Source organism: Xanthomonas sacchari, from assembly GCF_040529065.1.
Taxonomy (GTDB): Bacteria; Pseudomonadota; Gammaproteobacteria; order Xanthomonadales; family Xanthomonadaceae; genus Xanthomonas_A; species Xanthomonas_A sacchari.
This window is the reverse complement of sequence record NZ_CP132343.1, coordinates 3,726,136-3,743,294: the sequence shown is the minus strand read 5'-3', so window position 1 is coordinate 3,743,294 and position 17,159 is coordinate 3,726,136. Positions and strand designations below refer to the sequence as shown.

At 69.6% G+C, this 17,159-nt stretch carries 10 protein-coding genes; 4 read left to right on the top strand and 6 right to left on the bottom strand.

Annotated features, from left to right (window positions below; all coding sequences use genetic code 11):
* Positions 1–426: 426 nt before the first annotated feature.
* The gene (locus tag RAB71_RS15730; protein ID WP_010344338.1) at positions 427–2,820 is read right to left on the bottom strand and encodes a TonB-dependent siderophore receptor; all 2,394 of its coding nucleotides are present in this window, start codon (positions 2,818–2,820) and stop codon (positions 427–429) included.
* 211 nt (positions 2,821–3,031) lie between these two features.
* Positions 3,032–5,422, bottom strand: a complete 2,391-nt coding sequence (locus RAB71_RS15725) for a TonB-dependent siderophore receptor (protein ID WP_010344337.1) — start codon at positions 5,420–5,422, stop codon at positions 3,032–3,034.
* Between the two features lie 255 nt (positions 5,423–5,677).
* Here RAB71_RS15725 and RAB71_RS15720 point away from each other — a divergent pair, with 255 nt between their 5' ends.
* Together RAB71_RS15720 and RAB71_RS15715 are read left to right on the top strand one after the other, a co-directional pair.
* Positions 5,678–7,534: an ABC-F family ATP-binding cassette domain-containing protein gene (locus RAB71_RS15720; RefSeq protein ID WP_010344336.1), complete on the top strand. Its 1,857-nt coding sequence runs from the start codon at positions 5,678–5,680 to the stop codon at positions 7,532–7,534.
* A gap of 145 nt (positions 7,535–7,679) precedes the next feature.
* Positions 7,680–8,195 (top strand): YcxB family protein, encoded by a 516-nt coding sequence (locus RAB71_RS15715; RefSeq protein ID WP_010344335.1) that lies wholly within the window; start codon positions 7,680–7,682, stop codon positions 8,193–8,195.
* Between the two features lie 319 nt (positions 8,196–8,514).
* Here the strand turns inward: RAB71_RS15715 and RAB71_RS15710 are convergent, their stop codons facing one another.
* Both RAB71_RS15710 and RAB71_RS15705 read right to left on the bottom strand, forming a co-directional pair.
* Positions 8,515–8,805 (bottom strand): hypothetical protein, encoded by a 291-nt coding sequence (locus tag RAB71_RS15710; protein ID WP_010344334.1) that lies wholly within the window; start codon positions 8,803–8,805, stop codon positions 8,515–8,517.
* Positions 8,806–9,031: 226 nt separating this feature from the next.
* On the bottom strand, positions 9,032–9,910 hold the full coding sequence (locus RAB71_RS15705; protein WP_010344333.1) for a LysR substrate-binding domain-containing protein: 879 nt from the start codon (positions 9,908–9,910) through the stop codon (positions 9,032–9,034).
* A gap of 98 nt (positions 9,911–10,008) precedes the next feature.
* On the opposite strand from RAB71_RS15705, the gene bla reads away from it, so the two are divergent.
* Both bla and RAB71_RS15695 read left to right on the top strand, forming a co-directional pair.
* The gene (gene bla, locus RAB71_RS15700; RefSeq protein ID WP_029562297.1) at positions 10,009–10,917 is read left to right on the top strand and encodes a class A beta-lactamase; all 909 of its coding nucleotides are present in this window, start codon (positions 10,009–10,011) and stop codon (positions 10,915–10,917) included.
* A 316-nt stretch (positions 10,918–11,233) separates the two neighbouring features.
* Complete coding sequence (locus RAB71_RS15695; RefSeq protein WP_029562296.1) at positions 11,234–12,175, top strand: alpha/beta hydrolase; 942 nt, start codon at positions 11,234–11,236, stop codon at positions 12,173–12,175.
* Between the two features lie 67 nt (positions 12,176–12,242).
* Here the strand turns inward: RAB71_RS15695 and RAB71_RS15690 are convergent, their stop codons facing one another.
* Together RAB71_RS15690 and RAB71_RS15685 are read right to left on the bottom strand one after the other, a co-directional pair.
* Positions 12,243–14,429 (bottom strand): phosphocholine-specific phospholipase C, encoded by a 2,187-nt coding sequence (locus tag RAB71_RS15690; protein ID WP_010344330.1) that lies wholly within the window; start codon positions 14,427–14,429, stop codon positions 12,243–12,245.
* A 70-nt stretch (positions 14,430–14,499) separates the two neighbouring features.
* Positions 14,500–16,896, bottom strand: a complete 2,397-nt coding sequence (locus RAB71_RS15685) for a TonB-dependent receptor (RefSeq protein WP_010344329.1) — start codon at positions 16,894–16,896, stop codon at positions 14,500–14,502.
* Positions 16,897–17,159: the final 263 nt, after the last annotated feature.

Sequence of the window (17,159 nt, the reverse complement as noted above, 5' to 3'; positions counted from 1 at the left end):
GCCATGCCGTCAGTTGCGACGCTTCATTGATCAGGCGTCGCGGCTGAAGCCGCTCCTACGCGTGCTACGGCGTACGCTGCTGAGGCTATACCGAAGCGCGTGCGACGCGTTCTTCTGGCTCGTTGAGGCGGGTATGGCAAGGCACGCTCGGTTCAACCAGGGGAGACGCCGTGCGACAACGTCGTGCACGTTTCTTGCGTTGCGTTTCGTAGGAGCGGCTTCAGCCGCGACCCATGCGCGATCGCGTCGCAGCTGAAGCCGCTCCCACAAAAAAACAGGCAGGCGAGCACATCGCAAACCGATAAATTGCCAATCCCGAATCCCGAATCCCGAATCCCGAATCCCCGCCCCAAAAAACAACGGCCCGGAAAACCCGGGCCGTCGTCGTGCTCGGCGCAGGCGCTATCAGCGCGCCTGGTCTCGCGATCACCAGCGGTAATTGATCCGCCCGTACACGTAGGCGCCGTTGAAGCCGTACGGCGAGTAGTTGCTGTACGGGAGCATGCCGTAGGTGGAGTTGATCAGGTTGGCGGTCTTGTCCGGGTACTGGTCGAACACGTTGTCCGCGCCCAGCGTCAGCGTCCAGTTCGTGCTCGGCTTGAAGCTGGCCGAGGCGTCGACCACCCAGTCCGCGCCATAGGTCTGATCGCGTGCGGCGGTGGCCGAATTGCGCACGGTGAACTCGCCGTAGCGGGTCGCGGCCAGGCTCAGGTCCCACTTCGGCAGCTTCCAGGTGCCGCTGAGGATCAGCTTGTCCTTCGGGTAGCTGTCTTCCAGGCGGCCGATCTCGTCGCGGCCCAGCGTGGTCTGGGTCGAGCCGATGGCGGCCAGCGCCTGCGGCTGGGTCACCGCGTGGGTGATCTCGGTCTTGCTGTAGCCGTAGCTGGCGGTGAGGTCCAGCGTGCTGGCCGCGAACGGGATGCTGTAGGTGCCGACCACGTCGACGCCGCGGGTGCGGGTGTCGGCGGCGTTGCTGAAGTAGCGCACGCTGGTGACGTTGCTGTAGCCGAGCTGGCGCAGCTTGGCCAGCACCGCTGCGTCGTTGAGGTTGGACGAGAGCAGGATGCGGTCGTCGATCTCGATCTGGTACGCGTCCACGGTCAGGTACAGGCGCTCGACCGGCTGCAGCACCAGGCCCAGGCTGTAGGACAGCGAGGTCTCGGCTTTCAGCGGCGCCGCGCCCAGTGCCTGGGCCACGGCGCTGTTCACCGGGAACGTGCCGGATTCGAAGAAGCTGCCGTTGATGTAGCTGCTGGTCACCGCCTGGTACTGCTGCTGCGCCAGCGACGGCGCACGGAAGCCGCTGGCGACGGTGCCGCGCAGCGCGACCTTGTCGGTGAACGCGTAGCGCGCCGACAGCTTGCCGGAGGTCTTGCTGCCGAAATCCGAGTAGTCCTCGTAGCGGCCGGTGAGGCCGGCGGAGAACTTGTCGGTGAGGTCGGCTTCCAGGCCCGCGTACACCGCGTAGTTGTGGCGGTCCGAATGCACCGCGTTGAGCGGCGCGAAACCGGCGAAGCCCTGCGCGCCGCCGGTGGTGCCGGTATAGGAAGCCAGCTCGCCCGGCGACTGGTTCCACTTCTCCTGGCGATACTCGGCACCGAAGGACAGCGTCACCGGATAGGCCAGGCCCCACTCCAGCGGCTGGGTGAAGTCGGCGTTGACCGCGTTCTGGGTGTACTCCAGCGCGCCGTCGTAGAAGCGACGCGGGCTGTCGACGCCGAGGCTGTAGTTGATGCTGTTGGCGGTGTGGAAGTCGACCTTGTTGTAGCCGTAGTTATAGCTGATGTCCCAGGCGAAGCCGCCGGCGGTGCTGCCCTTCAGGCCGGCGATCAGCGAGCGGTCCTTGGAGTACTGCTCGATCTGCGGCACGTAGCCGTCGGGATAGACCTGCGCCAGCAGCGCGGTCTGGCCGTTGTGGTTGGGCGAGCGGTAGAACGCGAACGAGGTGATGTCGCGGTTGCTGGCGATCGCGGTGGCGTAGCCGGTGAGGTGGTCGCTGAAGCGGAACTCGCTGTTGGCCGAGACCGCGGTGGCGTCGACCTTGGGGTCGCCGTAGACGAAGGTGGTCTGGCCGATGCCGGGATAGTTGCCGGTGTTCGGCGCGGTGCCCTGGTAGGGACCGGCACGGTTGGTGGCGTCCTGCTGGCTGATCTGCCCGGCCACGTGCAGGCTGCCGCGGCCATCGCCGAAGCCGACGCCGGTGTCGCCGGACAACTGCGACTTGGCGCCGTCGCCGGCCGAGTACTGGCCGTGCTCAACCGCCAGGCTGCCGCCTTCGCTGGCGCCCTTGAGCACGATGTTGACCACGCCGGCGATGGCGTCGGAGCCGTACTGCGCCGAGGCGCCGTCGCGCAGCACTTCCACCCGCTCGATCGCGGCGATCGGGATCGCGTTGAGATCCACCGCCGAGGAACCGCGGCCGATGGTGCCGTTGACGTTGATCATCGCCGAGGTGTGGCGGCGCTTGCCGTTGACCAGCACCAGCACCTGGTCGGGCGAGAGCCCGCGCAACTGCGCCGGGCGGATGCCGCTGGTGCCGTCGGTCAGCGCCGGGCGCGGGAAGTTCAGCGAGGGCAACGCGCGCGACAGCGCGGTGGCCAGTTCCGAGGTGCCGGTGGCCTGCAGCGCCTCCGGGGTGATGATGTCGATCGGCGACTGCGACTCGGCGACGGTGCGGTCGCTGACCCGGGTGCCGGTGACGATCACCGTGTCCAGCGTGCTGGGCGAGTTGGACGCCTCGGGGGCGGTCTGGGCGAAGACGGAGGGAGTGGCGAGGGCGGCGAGCACGGCGCTCGCCAGCAGCGACAACGGACGGTTCATGGAAACTCCAGCAGGTGCCGAAACGGCAGGCGGGGCACGGCGGCCGGCATGGCCAGGCAGGCCGCGTCCCAGGGGCGGCTTATTATTTTTTAACATGCGTGCTGCGTCGCAGGATGCAAGCGCATGTTCTTATTCTTTTACGTTCTAAGTCGCCCGCTCCGCTCCGCTGCGTGGCCGCGCCCCTGCGGCCACGCCACGGTCCCTGGCCTTCTCAGAAGCGGTAGCTCACCCGCCCGTACCAGTAGCGCCCGTTGAAGCCGAACGGCGACAGCGGCGAGTACTGCAGGCCGTTGGGGCGGTCGTCGTAGATGTTGTTAAGCGCGGTCCGGGTCGGGTACTGGTTGGTGACGTTGTCGGCGCCGACAGTGAAGGTGAGGTCACGCCAGGCGTAGCTGGTGGACAGGTTGAGCAGCCAGCGCGCCGCGAACGCCTGGTCCTGGCTGCCGTCGGCATCGTCGCCGCGGCGGGTGATGGCGCCGTAGCGGGTGGCGTCGCCGTGCAGGGTCCAGCCGGCCAGGGTCCAGTCGCCGCTGAGCACGTACTTGGTGCGAGGCGTGGCGTCGGTCAGCAGGCCCTGGCTGGCGCGGCCGAAGTTCGGATCGGAGATCTCCAGGATCTCGATCTTGTTGTAGTTGGCGCTGAAACTGAGGTTGAGCGTGCCGGCGCGGTCGAGGTCGAGCAGGTAGTTGCTCACCCAGTCCACGCCGCGGGTGCGGGTGGTGGCGCCGTTGACGAAGAACTGCGCGGCGCTGACCTGGCCGATCGGCACGGCCAGCGAGATCTGGTCCGAATACAGGATCTGGTCCCAGATGCGGATCTGGTACAGGTCCAGGGTGGAATTGAAGCCGCCGCCGGGCTGCCAGACCGCGCCGATGCTGTAGTTGGTGGATTTCTCCGGCGCCAGCGGCTTGGCGCCGAGCGCGATCGCCACCGGATCGGAGGTGCGGTAGGTGCCGATCTGGCTGAGGACGCCGTCCACCGGCAGGGTCACCACCGAGGCGTAGTTCTGTTGCGCCAGCGAGGGCGCGCGGAAGCCGTTGGAGATCGTGCCGCGCACGGCGAAGGCGTCGTTGAGCTGGTAGCGCGCCGACAGCTTGCCCGAGCGGGTGGTGCCGGCATCGCTGTAGTCCTCGTAGCGTGCGGCCACGCCGCCGGACAGGCGCTCGCTCAGGTCCGCTTCCAGGTCCGCGTACACCGCCTTGCTGTGGCGCTGGAACTGCCCGGCCACCGAGGGCGACAGGCCGGGAAACACCTGCGAGCCGCCGGGGTAGGGCGCGCCGGTCTCGGGGTTGATGGCGTTCGGATCGAAGTAGATCGAGGTGGGCGAGCCGGCCACCACGGCGTACTTGTCCTGCCGGTACTCGGCGCCGAAGGCGAGGTTGACCGGATAGGCCAGACCCCAGTCCAGGGACTTGCTGAAATCGGCGTTGAGCGCGTTCTGCTCGTTGCGGAAGCCGCCGGCGTTGAAGCGGGTCGGCGAGGCGCCGGTGCTCCAGTACAGGTTGGTGTTGATGGTGTTGCGCAGGTCGAAGGTGACGTCGTTCTTGCCGTAGTCGGCGGAGACGTCCCAGGTCCAGCCGTTGTCGGTGCTGCCCTTGACGCCGAGCACGGCGGCGCGGTCGTTGGACGGGTTGTAGATCTGCGGCAGGAAGCCGTTGGGGTAGACCGCCTGCACGTTGCGGTCGCTGTTGTCCCAGGCGCGGTAGTAGCCGTTGGACAGCACCTCGCGGCGGCTGAAGTTGGCGTAGCCGTACAGGTCGACGTGCGGGGTGAGCGCATAGCCGAAATTGACCAGCCCCTGATAGGTCTTCAGCGCCGGGTCGCCGTAGCGCTCGTAGGGAACGCCGCTGGGGTTGGCGGCCCCGGCCAGGGTGGTGGCCTTGTCGGTGTTCTCGGCGCGGTTGGTGTTCATCGCATTGAGGTAGTTCCACGACACCCGCACCCAGCCCGGCGCCTCGCCGCCCGGCGCACCGCCGAAGGCCAGCCCGTAGGAGCCGTCGATGCCGTTCTGCGCGCCGTCGCCCTTGTCCATGATGCCGCCGCTGACGGAAACGCTGTTGCTGCCGGGCTTGGCGCCGTGCTTGAGCACGATGTTGATGACGCCGGCGATGGCGTCGGAGCCGTATTGCGCCGACGCGCCGTCGCGCAGCACCTCGATGCGCGCGATCGCCGACATCGGGATCGAGTTGAGGTCGGCCGGTGCCGAGCCGCGCCCGACCGACGGGTTGTAGTTGACCAGCGAGGTGGTGTGGTAGCGCTTGCCGTCCAGCAGCACCAGCACCGCATCCGGCGACAGGCCGCGCAGGGTCGCCGGGCGCAGCGCGTCGTTGCCGTCGTTGATCGCCGGGCGCGGGAAGTTCAGCGACGGCAGCAGCTTGCCGAGGGCGCTGGCGAGGTCGCTGGCGCCGGTGGCCTGCAGCGCCTCGGGCGCGATGATGTCGATCGGCGATTGCGATTCGGCCACCGTGCGGTCGGCGATGCGGGTGCCGGTGACGATGATGTTGTCCAGCGTGGTCGGCGCCTGCTGGGACTGGGCGAGGCTGTTGGCGGAGGCGAGCGCGAGCAGGACGGCACTGACGAGAGGGAGGCGGCGTTGCGTCATCGGGCGGAGACTCCAGTGGCTGGTGGGAGTGGCGTGGGTCTGGCGATTTCCATTGGGGTGGGTGAATGCTGCGGTGCAGCGGTTGCCATCGGATTGAAATCCGTTTTTCACGCCGGCGCGTATACAAATGCGGACCTGGGTCCGGTTTTTTGCGGTGCCCAGGGGACAGCCCCGGACCGCGCCGCGTCGCCGCCCCGGGTGGGCCGGGGCGGGCGAAGCGGCTACACTTCCGCCTCGCTAGCCGAGTGCCCTGCCTTGATTTCCCTACGTAATTTCGCCTTGCGCCGCGGCGAGCGGCTGTTGCTGTCCAATGTCGACCTCACCCTGCATGCCGGTTACCGGGTGGGCGTGGTCGGCCGCAACGGGGCCGGCAAGTCCAGCCTGTTCGCGGCGGTGAAGGGCGAACTGGAGGCCGACAAGGGCGACGTCGACCTGCCCGGCAAGGTGCGCATCGCCAGCGTCGCCCAGGAAACCCCGTCGCTGCCGGACCCGGCGCTGAGCTTCGTGCTCGGCGGCGACACCGCAGTGGCCGCGGTGCTGGCCGAAGAGGCTGAGGCGACCGCGCGCGAGGACTGGGAGGCGGTGGCCGCCGCGCACACCAAGATGGCCGAGATGGGCGCCTACGACGCCGATGCGCGTGCCGGCAAGCTGCTGCACGGCCTCGGCTTCCCGGCCGAGACCCATCACCGCGCGGTGTCCTCGTTCTCCGGCGGCTGGCGCGTGCGCCTGAACTTGGCGCGCGCGCTGATGATGCCCAGCGACCTGCTGCTGCTCGACGAACCGACCAACCACCTCGACCTGGACGCGGTGTACTGGCTGGAGCAGTGGCTGCTGAAGTATCCGGGCACGCTGCTGCTGATCTCGCACGACCGCGAGTTCCTCGACAACGTCGCCACCCACACCCTGCATCTGCACAACGGCGGCGCCAAGCTGTACACCGGCGGCTACACCGATTTCGAGCGCCAGCGTGCCGAGCAGTTGCGCCAGCAGCAGATCGCGCACGAGAAGGAACAGGCCGAGCGCGCCCACCTGCAGAGCTTCATCGACCGCTTCAAGGCCAAGGCGTCCAAGGCGGCACAGGCGCAGAGCCGGATGAAGCGCCTGGAGAAGCTGGCCGGCACCGAGGCGGTGCGCGCCGAACGCGAGTTCCGCATCGAACTGGCGCCGCCGGCCAAGCTGCCGTTCTCGCTGATTCGCCTCAACCACGCCGAGGCCGGCTACGGCGCCGAGGCGGTGATCCTGCACAACGTCGGCTTCGGCCTGGAGGCTGGCCAGCGCATCGGCCTGCTCGGCCCCAACGGCGCCGGCAAGACCACCCTGGTCAAGACCCTGGTCGGCGAACTGCCGCCGATCGCCGGCGAGCGCATGGCGCATCCGGACCTGCGCATCGGCTACTTCGCCCAGCACACGGTGGAGTCGCTGCACGAGGGCCAGTCGCCGATGGACCACATGCGCGAGATCGACAAGGACGCCAGCAACCAGGCGTTCCGCGATTTCCTCGGCAAGTGGAATTTCCCCGGCGATCGCGCGTTCGAGCCGGTCGACGGCTTCTCCGGCGGCGAGCGCGCGCGCCTGGCGCTGGCGCTGATCGCCTGGCAGCAGCCCAACGTGCTGCTGCTCGACGAACCGACCAACCACCTCGACCTGGAGATGCGCGAGGCGCTGGCCGAGGCGTTGAGCGATTTCGAGGGCGCGATCGTGATGGTCTCGCACGACCGCCACCTGATCGGCCTGGTCTGCGACACCTTCTGGCGCGTGGCCGACGGCGTGGTGGAGCCGTTCGACGGCGACCTCGACGCCTATGCCGCGTGGCTGCGCACCCGCCCGGCCGCGCAGGGCACCAAGCAGAAACTGGCCGAGGCCGCGCCGACCCCGCCGCCGCCGGTCAAGCCGCTGCCGGCGAAGAAGCCGCCGAACCCGCACAAGCTGGCCGCCGCGGAGAAGCGTGTGGGCGAGCTGGAAGCGGCGCTGGCCGAGCTCGACTGCCAGCTCGCCGATCCCAAGCACTACGCCGATGCGGAAAAGATGGCGGTGCTGGGCCGCGAGCGCGAGGCCGCCGCGCGCGAACTGGCGCAGGCCGAGCAGACGTGGATGGAGTTGATCGACGGCTGAGGCGCGCCGTGGGCCTGCCTTGCTGGCAGGTAGACCGACGCCGCGGTGGAGGGCCGCGCAGCGCGCTTGCCGGCGGCTTTGCGCCGGCCCTGCCGCGCGTGGCACGCTCCCGCTCTGGCCGATGGAGGACAGCGGGAGGAACAGCATGACGATCAGCGGCAACATCACGCTGGAGGACTATCTGATCGCCCAGCGCCTGCATCAACGGCGCGCCGTGCGGCGCGTGCTGGTGGCGATGGCGGCGTTGCTGCTGAGCGGATTGACGCTGTTCGCCTTCGCCCGGCATGGCTCCGGCCTGGACATGCTCGCCGGCGCCGGCGCCGGTGGCGGTGGCTTGATCGGCCAGACCATCCAGTCGGCATGGACGATGCCGCGCAAGCTCCGCCGCCTGTATGCGCAACAGGCGACGTTGCGGCATCGCCTCACCTATCGCTGGGACGAGGCCGGCCTGGAGGTCACCTGGGCGGATGGCCGCGTGCGTCGTTCCTGGCGCGATTACGTGCGCTGTCGCGAGAATCCGCAGGTGCTGATGCTGTACCAGAACGACATCCTGTTCGACCTGGTACCGATGTCCTGGTTCGCCGATGCCGCGCAGCGCGACGCCTTCCGGCAACTGGTGGCGGCGCAGGTGGGCGGCGAGGCCGGCAAGCGCGCCGTGTAGCGGGCGCCGTGGCTCAGGCGAGCGCAGGAGAGACGTGAGAGGTGGATGTTCGGGCCGGGTCTGTTCGCGCGGATGCGGCTCGGCGATGGTGTCGCCGCCGAACTCGGATGATTCCCGTCGGGCCAGTTCCTTCTCCCTGCGGGAGAAGGTGCCCCGAAGGGGCGGATGAGGGTGCGGGCGCCTGCGGAGCCCGGAGCAGCCGGCCGTGCGTGCCGGCGTACCCTCACCCCAACCCCTCTCCCAGTGGGAGAGGGGCTTCAATCGCTTCTTGACGCGGCTCCAGGCGAGGCCGGAGCGCGAGAGCGCCGGCCTGTGACGCTCAGGCCGCGGCGCTGGCCACGACCAGCAGGCCACCGGCGATCGCCGCCCAGTCCAGCGGCGTGCGCGAGCGCAGGCTCTGCAGCGAGGGGCGGGCGGTCGGCGTCGGCCGCAGGCCTGCCTTCAGCGCCATCAGCGCCAGGCCCGCAGCGCTGAGCGCCCAATGCCATTCGCTGGCGCCGCCGCGCAGGAAGTAGGCCAGATGCAGAACACACAGGCAGGCCAGCGCGGCCGCGAGCACGACGTCACGCGAGACCAGTCCCGGACGGGCGGTCAAGGCAATACGGTTCATCAGCAAGTTTCCCCCAGAAACTGTGGGCGCCTTCCCCAGGCGCACATTGCGACTGCGACCGGGATCATAGTTCGCCCCAAACCGGTCGCCAAGCGGCACTGCACAAAATCTTCACGCGGGTATCGTTACCAGTTTCGCGCGCTGTTTCGGCGATGCCGTTCACGCTGGCCGAGTACCCGACAAACCGTTACATCCAGGCACTTTCCTGCGCCGCCGCCAGGCCGACTCACTCGGCCGACGCCGCCTGCTCGGCCAGCAGCCACGCGCGCAAGCGCCGGGCGGCGTCGTTTTCCACGCGCGAGCGCAGCCGGGTCAGCCAGTAGCGGCCCAGGTCGATGCGCGTGCTGAACGGACAGACCAATCGCCCGGCATCCAGATCCTGGGCGAACAGGCGCAGCGGCAGCAGGGCCACGCCGTGGCCGGCTGCGGCGATGCTGGCCAGGGTCAGCGAGGCATCGCAGATCGGGCCGCCGGCTTGCACGTCGGGCGCACCGGCGGCCTGCAGCCAGCGCGGCCATTCGTCCAGCCGATAGGAGCGCAGCAGCGTGGTCCTGGCGAGGTCGGCGGGCGTGCGCAGCAGCGGCGCCAGCGCCGGCGCACACACCGGTGCGAACGGGGCGTCCAGGATCGGCGTGGCGTGCTGGCCCTGCCAGTCGCCATCGCCGAACCGGATCGCCAGGTCCAGGCCTTCGCCGGCCAGGTCGACCCGGTTGTTGTGGGTGTACACGCGCAGTTCGATGTCCGGATGCGCGGCGTGGAAGGCGTCCAGCCGCGGCAGCAGCCAGCCCACCGCGAAGGTGCCGACCACGCCCACGCTCAGCGTCTCGCGGTAGCGGCCGCCGGCGAAGCGCTGCAGCGTCCCGGCGATGCGGTCGAAGGCCTCGGTCAGCACCGGATGCAGGCGCAGGCCCTCGTCGGTCAGGGCCACACCGCGCGGCAGGCGCTGGAACAGCACCACGCCCAGGCGCGCCTCCAGATGCTTGATCTGGTGGCTCAGCGCGGCCTGGGTCACGCATAGCTCTGCGGCGGCGCGGGTCAGGTTCTGGTGCCGCGCCGCGGCCTCGAAGGCGCGCAGGGCATTCAGCGGCAGATGCGGGCGGATCATTGCCAGGTATCAATTCGGCTCATGGGTGCGATTGAATAACCTCGCTGGTGGGGGTGGGTCAATGCGGCCATCATCCTGGCTCCCGACGGAGGTGGACGATGCTGACGAGACGACGGTTCCTGCAGGGCGTGGGCATGGGCGCGAGCCTGCTGGCGGTGGCTGCAGCACAGGCAAAAACCGCGCAACAGCCTGCGCAGACGCTGCAGCAGCGCCTGGCCGAGATCGAGCGGCGCAGCGGCGGCCGGCTCGGCGTGAGTCTGCTCGACGGCAGCGGCGCAACGCTGGGCTGGCAGCGCCAGGATGAGCGCTTCCCGCTGTGCAGTACCTTCAAATTTCTATTGGCAGGGGCCGTACTGCAGCGGGTCGACCGCGGTGAGCTGTCCCTGGAGCGGCGCCTGCCGGTGCGCAAGGCGGATTTGCTGGCGAATGCGCCGGTGTCCGAGCGCCATGTCGGCGGCAGCCTCAGCGTGGTCGAAATGTGCCGCGCGGCGATGATCTACAGCGACAACACCGCGGCCAACCTGTTGCTGCCGCTGGTCGGCGACCCGCCCGGGGTGACCCGCTTCCTGCGTGCGCTGGGCGATGCGCAGACCCAACTGGACCGCAACGAGCCGGGCATGAACGAGTTTGTCGCCGGCGATCCGCGCGACACCACCACGCCGGCGGCGATGGCCGCGACGATGCGTGCCTTGTTGCTCGGGCAGGTGCTGCAGCCGGTCTCGCGGCAGCGCCTGATCGACTGGATGCGCGACAACCGCACCGGCAACGACTGCCTGCGGGCCGGCCTGCCGGCGGGCTGGCGGATCGGCGACAAGACCGGCAGCAACGGCACCGATACCCGCAACGACATCGCCATCGTGTGGGCGCCGGGGCGGGCCACGCCGCTGCTGCTCACCGCGTATCTCAACGGCGCCACGGTCGACAGCGCCGCGCGCGATGCGACGCTGAAGGCGGTGGCGCAGGCGGTGGTGGCGTCGCTGCCTGCGCAGACGCTGCGTACCGGCTAGGCGCGTTGCGCGCGCCGTATCGCCTGCGCTCGCCGCAATCGCGCCGGAGGCAGGTCGCTCTCCCGTAGGCGCGGCTTCAGCCGCGACAGGCTTTGCCGCGAAGGTCCGTCGCGGCTGATTCCACAAACGGGACAAGAGCCATTCGCACGAGCCGCTGCTCGCGATCGTCGGCGGCGCCATCGTGGGGATGCCGCGTGCGATCGCCAGCGTTGTGCCAACGGCCACGGCCACCGCGGCCGTGCTCACTGATCGTGCGGTCCCTTTCATTCCCAACCCCTGTTCGGAGCGTCCCATGCGTCGATTCGTGTGCTGTTCGTTGGCCATCGCCCTCGGTCTGTCTGCCCACGCCGCGCAGGCGCGGGTCTGGGAACCCACGCCGGGGCACGTGCAGGTGCCGATCTGGCCCGGCGCGGTGCCGGATGCGTTGCCGCACCCGAAGCCGGAAACGGCCGGTCCCGGCCCGGGCAAGCCGTGGTGGCCTGCCATCCACGACGTCAGCCGGCCGACCATGACCGTGTACCCGGCGCAGGGCCACAACACCGGCGCCGCGGTGGTGGTGTTTCCCGGCGGCGGCTACCAGATGCTGGCGATGGACCTGGAGGGCACGGAGATCTGCGACTGGCTGGTCTCGCGCGGCATCACCTGCGTGCTGCTGAAGTACCGCGTGCCCAACTCCGGGCCGACCTGGGTCAACGACCGGCGCTACTACCCCAAGGTGCAGACCGCGCTGCAGGACGCGCAGCGCACGCTGGGCCTGGTGCGCCAGCAGGCCGCCACCTGGGGCGTGGACCCGCACAAGATCGGGGTGATGGGCTTTTCCGCCGGCGGCCACCTTGTGGCCGCGACCAGTACGCATTTCGCCCAGCGTACCTATCCGCTGGTGGATGCCGCCGACCGCGTGAGCTGCCGCCCGGATTTCGCCATCGCCGTGTATCCCGGCCATCTGTGGGTGCACGAGGACGAGGACGCCGACACCCGCGATTTCACCGATCTGGCCTTGCGTCCGGACATCCGCGTCGCCGCCGACACCCCGCCGACCTTCCTGCTGCAGGCGCAGGACGACTATGTCGACGGCATCTCGCAGGTGCTGGCGTACTACGTCGCGCTCAACCACGCCGACGTGCCGACGGAAATGCACATCTATGCCAAGGGCGGTCATGCCTTCGGCCTGCGCGCGAAGAACCTGCCGATCGCACAGTGGCCGCAGTTGGTGGAGACCTGGTTGCGGACGATCGGGGTGCTTGAGAGCCGGGATTAGGGACAGCCGGGATTTGGGATTGGGGATTCGGGATTGGCAAAAGCGTGTCGGCGCGCGGATTGCGCTTTCACGAATCCTCAATCCCGACTCCCCAATCCCGCCCGCCTCCGGCGGGCTCCTGATACAGCCGCGCCGGTCCGCCCATCGCCGGGTCGCTGATGCCGGGCTTGCCGGTTTCCACGCGGCCGGCCAGGCGCTGACGCGCGTTGTCCTGGACCAGCCACAGGTCGTACCAGCCGCCGCTCGGCTTGGCATTCCAGCGAATGCGCTGCTCGGCACCGGGCGCCAGCGTCACGCGTTGGCGGGGTTGCGCCTGGGCGTAGGCGGCCGGTTCCAGGGACACGCTAAGCGGCGCGTCACCCGGATTGCGCAGGACCAGGCACAGCGCCTCCGCGTTGGTCGGTTCCTGGGCGATCTCGGCCTGCAGCAGCGGGGCGCTGAGGTCGCCGCGGTAGTGGCGGTGGAAGCCGTTGGGGCCGAGCAGCCACAGGTCGTAGCTGCCGTCGTAGGTGGTCCAGGTGCCGTCCAGGGTCGCGCCGGCGCCGACCGTGTAGCGGCGCGGGAGTGCGGCCAGGTCGTAGCGATCGTAGACGTGCAGCACCGCCGCTGCGCCTGCATTGGCCATGCGTAACTGCACCTCGCCACGTGCCTGCACGTACTGCAGCTGCACCGTCGGCCGATACGGCAGGGCGCGCGAACGGCGCACGCCGAACGCCTGCCGAGGCGCCTGCAACTGCGGCGGCAACGGTGGCAGCGCGTGGTCGCTCAATGCGGCGGCGCGCGCCGCTGCCTCGCGCACATCCGGCAGGTCGGCGACGAACGGGCGGGTATCGGCCTGGCGGAAATCGAAGGCGTCGAGCAAGTCGCCGCAGACCGCGCGGCGCCAGGCGCTCACGCCGCTGGCGGCGACGCCGAAGCGGCGCTCCAGCAGGCGCAGCACCGAGGTGTGGTCATAGACCTGCGAATCCACCCAGCCGCCGCGGCTCCATGGCGAGATCACGTACATCGGCACGCGCGGGCCGAGGCCGTAGGGGCGGCCGCGCAGTTCCGGCGGGTCCGCCTTGGCATCGCCCGGCGCCGGATGCAGGTGGTATTCGCCATCGGTGGCGACGCTGGAGGCGCCGGCCCAGCCGCCGGCCGCGGTCACGGCCGGATCGTGCGACGGCGAGGGCGAAGGCGGCGCCGGCGGCGGCACGTGGTCAAAGAAGCCGTCGTTCTCGTCGAACATCAGCAGCAGTGCGGTGCGTGCCCACACCTTGGGATCGGCGGTCAGCGCATCGAGCACGCGCGCGGTGTAGGCCGCGCCCTGCGCCGGGCTGGACGGATCGGGATGCTCGCTGCCGGCGGCGTCGGCGATGATGAAGCTCACCGACGGCAGCCGCGCGGCCAGCACGTCCTCGCGCAACTGGGCCAGACTGCGGCTGGACACGCCACGCGCGCGCAGTTGCGGATCGTGCCCGGGCGCGCCGCGCCAGGCCGCACGGAACGGCGCGAAGCCGGCCAGCGGGTTGTCGGTGAAGTTGTCGGCCATGTCCTGGTAGATCTGCCAGGACACGCCGGCCTGCTGCAGCGCCTCGACATAACTGGGCCAGCGATAGTCGTCCGGGTCGCCGCCCAGTTCCGGGAAGTTGTCGTGCGAGTTGGCGATCGCCGGGCCGCCGGCGCGCGCATGCGGATCGTTCTGCCCGGTCCACAGGAAGATGCGGTTGGGATTGGTGCCGGCCTGGATCGCGCAGTGGTAGGCGTCGCAGAGGGTGAAGGCGTCGGCCAGGGCAAACTGGAACGGCAGGTCGTCGCGTTCGTAGTAGGCCAGCGCGTGGTCGCGCTTGGCCGCCGGCCACTGGCCCATGCGGCCGTGGTCCCAGGCCTGCTGCGCGTTCGGCCAGGTGTGCGGGGTGCCCTGCACGCGCATGGTGGCGAAGTCGTGTGCGGTGCGCAGCGGGAACGGCGCGAGCTGGCGGCTGCCGTCGGCGCTGGGCTGCAGCCACACCGTGCGCGGTGCGGTGTCGGGCAGCGGCGGGGCGGGGATCGGGAAACGGTCGCCGAAGCCGCGCACGCCGGGCAGGCTGCCGAAGTAATGGTCGAAGGCGCGGTTCTCCTGCATCAGGATCACCACGTGCTGCAGGTCGTCCAGGGTGCCGCTGCGCACGTCCGGGGCGATCGCCGCGGCGCGGGCGATGCTCGGCGGCAGCAGGGCAGCGGCGCTGGCGGTGAGGCCGGCGCGGAGCAGCCGGCGGCGGGTCTGGTCGGTCATGGTGGTCCGGGGAAACGCAATGCGGCGGCGGCCAGGAGTGGCCGCCGGCGCGAGACTGCCACGGCGCCGGTTACAGGTCGACCATGAAGGTCAGGCCGACGGTGCGCGGCGGCGCGATGAAGGCGCTGTCGCTGCCGTCCACGCCGTTGAGGTAGCGCTTGTCGGTGAGGTTGCTGATCACCAGGTCCAGCTTGGCCTGCTGCAGTTGCGGACTCAGTCCGCCCAGGGCGATGCCAAGGTTGGCGTCGAAGGTGGTCACCGCATCCAGCGCCGCGCTGTTGGCCGCGTCCAGGTAGCGCCGGCCCAGGTAGCGGCCGGACAGGCCGCCGTGCCAGCGCTGGCCCTGCCAGTCGGCGGACAGCACCAGGGTCTGCCGCGGCTGGCCGATCACCTGCGAGCCGGGGGCGATCTCCAGCGCCTGGTCGCGCGCGGCGTTGCCGCTGCCCAGGTAGGTGGCCTTGTTGTAGGTGTAGGCGCCGTTGAGCCGCCAGCCGTTGTCCCAGGCGTAGCCCAGCGCCAACTCCACGCCGCGCGCGTGCACGCCGCCGAAGTTCTCATAGACGCCGTCGGTCTCGCCCAGGTAGTCGATGCCGGTGACGAAGTTGGCCGGCACGTAGACGATGCGGTTGTCGAAGCGGATGTCGTACAGGGTGATGCTGCCGGTCAGCGGCCAGCGGCTCATGCGCAGGCCGACCTCGATGTTGTCGGCGGTTTCCGGCTTGACCTTGCTCAGCACCAGCGGATCGGTCTCGCCGAGCACGCCGGAGGGGATCGCGGCGAAGTTCTGCGAGAAGCCGGCGAAGGCCTCCACGCCCTTGATCGGCGTGGTCCAGGTCAGGCCAGCGGAAAACAGCGGATCGGAGTGCGAATCCGATTCGATGTGCGCGGCGTCGCCGATGCGGCGGTCGCGGGTCTGGTCGACGAAGAACTGCTTGACGCCCACGCGCCAGGCGAAGTCGCCATAGCGCATCACGTCCTCGACGTAGTACATCTGCTCGTCGGTGCGGTAGTCGTCCTTGAACTGCACCCAGTACGGCGTGTGGTCGAAGGCGATGTTGGTGCCGACGTTGAGCAGGCGGTGCCAGTCGCGGGTGACGCTGCGGTCGTAGCGTTCCAGCCACAGGCCGCCGCGCACGGTGTTGTGCAGCCCGCCGAAATCCTGCGCCCATTCCACGTCGGCGGTGACGCCGCCGCGCTGGTTGTCGTAGTGGCTGTGGCGGTAGGACTGCACCGGCAGCGAGCCGGCCGGGTAGCAGGCCGGGTTGGACTCGGCCGGCAGCGTCGCGGTGTCGGCGCAGCCGGGCAGCATGCTCGCCGCCGCACCGCTCGGGGTGACGAAGTAGAGCTTGCCCAGCGCGCTGCCGCCGTACACGGTGTGGCCGCCGGTGTATTCGGACTCGGGCTGGCCGGCGCCATCGTTGGTGACGTCGACCAGGTACGGCGGAATCCAATCGCCGCGGCCCTGCATGCGGTGCGCGTAGCCGGTCAGGGTGGCCTTGAAACCGTTGCCGCCGTCGAACAGGCCGCGCAGGTAGCCGAAGGTGTTCTTGCGCAGCGCGCGCGAGCCGGAGCGATAGTTCTGGTCGTAGTAAGGGATGCCGGTGAGCGTGCCGGTGAGCAGGTCGTGGTCCGGATCGGTGGCGAACTGCGCCGGGGTGACGCTGCTGTATTCGGATTCGTTGGCGTCGTCGTAGGACAGGTAGCCGCTGAGCGTCCACGCGCCGAGGTCGCTGACGAACTTGCCGGCCAGGTGGTCGCGGGTGGTGTGGCCGCTGCCGTCGATCCAGTCGTCGTTGCTTGCGTGCGAGCCGCTGACCCAGGCGCGGGTGCCGCCGAGGTCGCCGCTGTCGTAGCGCGCGTAGTACTTGCGCGCCTGGTTATCGCCGATGCCGAAGGCCAGGCGCACGCGCTGCTGGTCCAGCGGTTCGCTGGTGAGGAAGTTGAGGGTGCCGCCAAGCGCTTCGTTGGAGCGCGAGGCGATGTCGGCGGTGCCCTGGCTGACCTCCACCGTCTCCAGGTCCAGGGTGTCGATGAAGCGGTTGGCCTTGGAGCCGCCGCCGTAGGCCGAGCCGCCGTTGGGCACGCCGTCGATGGTGGTGCCGATCTGCTGGTCGTCGCGGTTGGTGACGAAGCCGCGCATGCTGATCTGGGTGCCCCAGTCGGAGGAGCCGAACGCATCGGCCTCGGTGGCGATCACGCCGGGCAGTTCGTTGAGCGCGTCGTTGACGCTGCTCATCGCGAACTGGCGGTCCAGCGCCTCCTTGCTGACGTTGATCTTGGCGTAGGTGGTGGCCTGGCCGAGCACCTGCACCTGGTCGAGGGTGGAAACCTGGTCGCTGCTGTCGGCAGGCGTGGCGGTCTCTGCTGCGTCGGTGGCCTCGGCGGCGTGGGCGCAGGCGATGCCGGCGGCGAGCGCCAGGGCCAGCAGGGTCGGAGAAGGGGTGCGGAAATACGCCGAAACGGTCATCGGTTGCGCAGCTGCGTGAGGGGCGCTCATGGTCGTACCGGGCGGTTTCGTGCGTGTGACCGGGATCTTGCGAATCCGTGCACCATGCGCAAATCGGCATGAATCGGGTGCGGGGTGGCACCGGCGCCACGCGCAATGGCAACGGGGGCTGGCGGTTGCGGCAGAGCCACTGCGTGTGCGCGGCTGTTCGGCACGGCGTTGGAGTGCGCTGCGTGTACGCCGTTGGACGATGCGTGTCGGGCACGGATGCCTGCAGGCGACGC

What these genes read in the sequence shown, in the direction of transcription:
- RAB71_RS15730 (WP_010344338.1), bottom strand. Translation starts at nt 2,820, where the DNA reads ATGAACCGTCCGTTGTCGCTGCTGGCGAGCGCCGTGCTCGCCGCCCTC.
- RAB71_RS15725 (WP_010344337.1), bottom strand. Translation starts at nt 5,422, where the DNA reads ATGACGCAACGCCGCCTCCCTCTCGTCAGTGCCGTCCTGCTCGCGCTC.
- RAB71_RS15715 (WP_010344335.1), top strand. Translation starts at nt 7,680, where the DNA reads ATGACGATCAGCGGCAACATCACGCTGGAGGACTATCTGATCGCCCAG.
- RAB71_RS15710 (WP_010344334.1), bottom strand. Translation starts at nt 8,805, where the DNA reads ATGAACCGTATTGCCTTGACCGCCCGTCCGGGACTGGTCTCGCGTGAC.
- RAB71_RS15705 (WP_010344333.1), bottom strand. Translation starts at nt 9,910, where the DNA reads ATGATCCGCCCGCATCTGCCGCTGAATGCCCTGCGCGCCTTCGAGGCC.
- bla (WP_029562297.1), top strand. Translation starts at nt 10,009, where the DNA reads ATGCTGACGAGACGACGGTTCCTGCAGGGCGTGGGCATGGGCGCGAGC.
- RAB71_RS15690 (WP_010344330.1), bottom strand. Translation starts at nt 14,429, where the DNA reads ATGACCGACCAGACCCGCCGCCGGCTGCTCCGCGCCGGCCTCACCGCC.
- RAB71_RS15685 (WP_010344329.1), bottom strand. Translation starts at nt 16,896, where the DNA reads ATGACCGTTTCGGCGTATTTCCGCACCCCTTCTCCGACCCTGCTGGCC.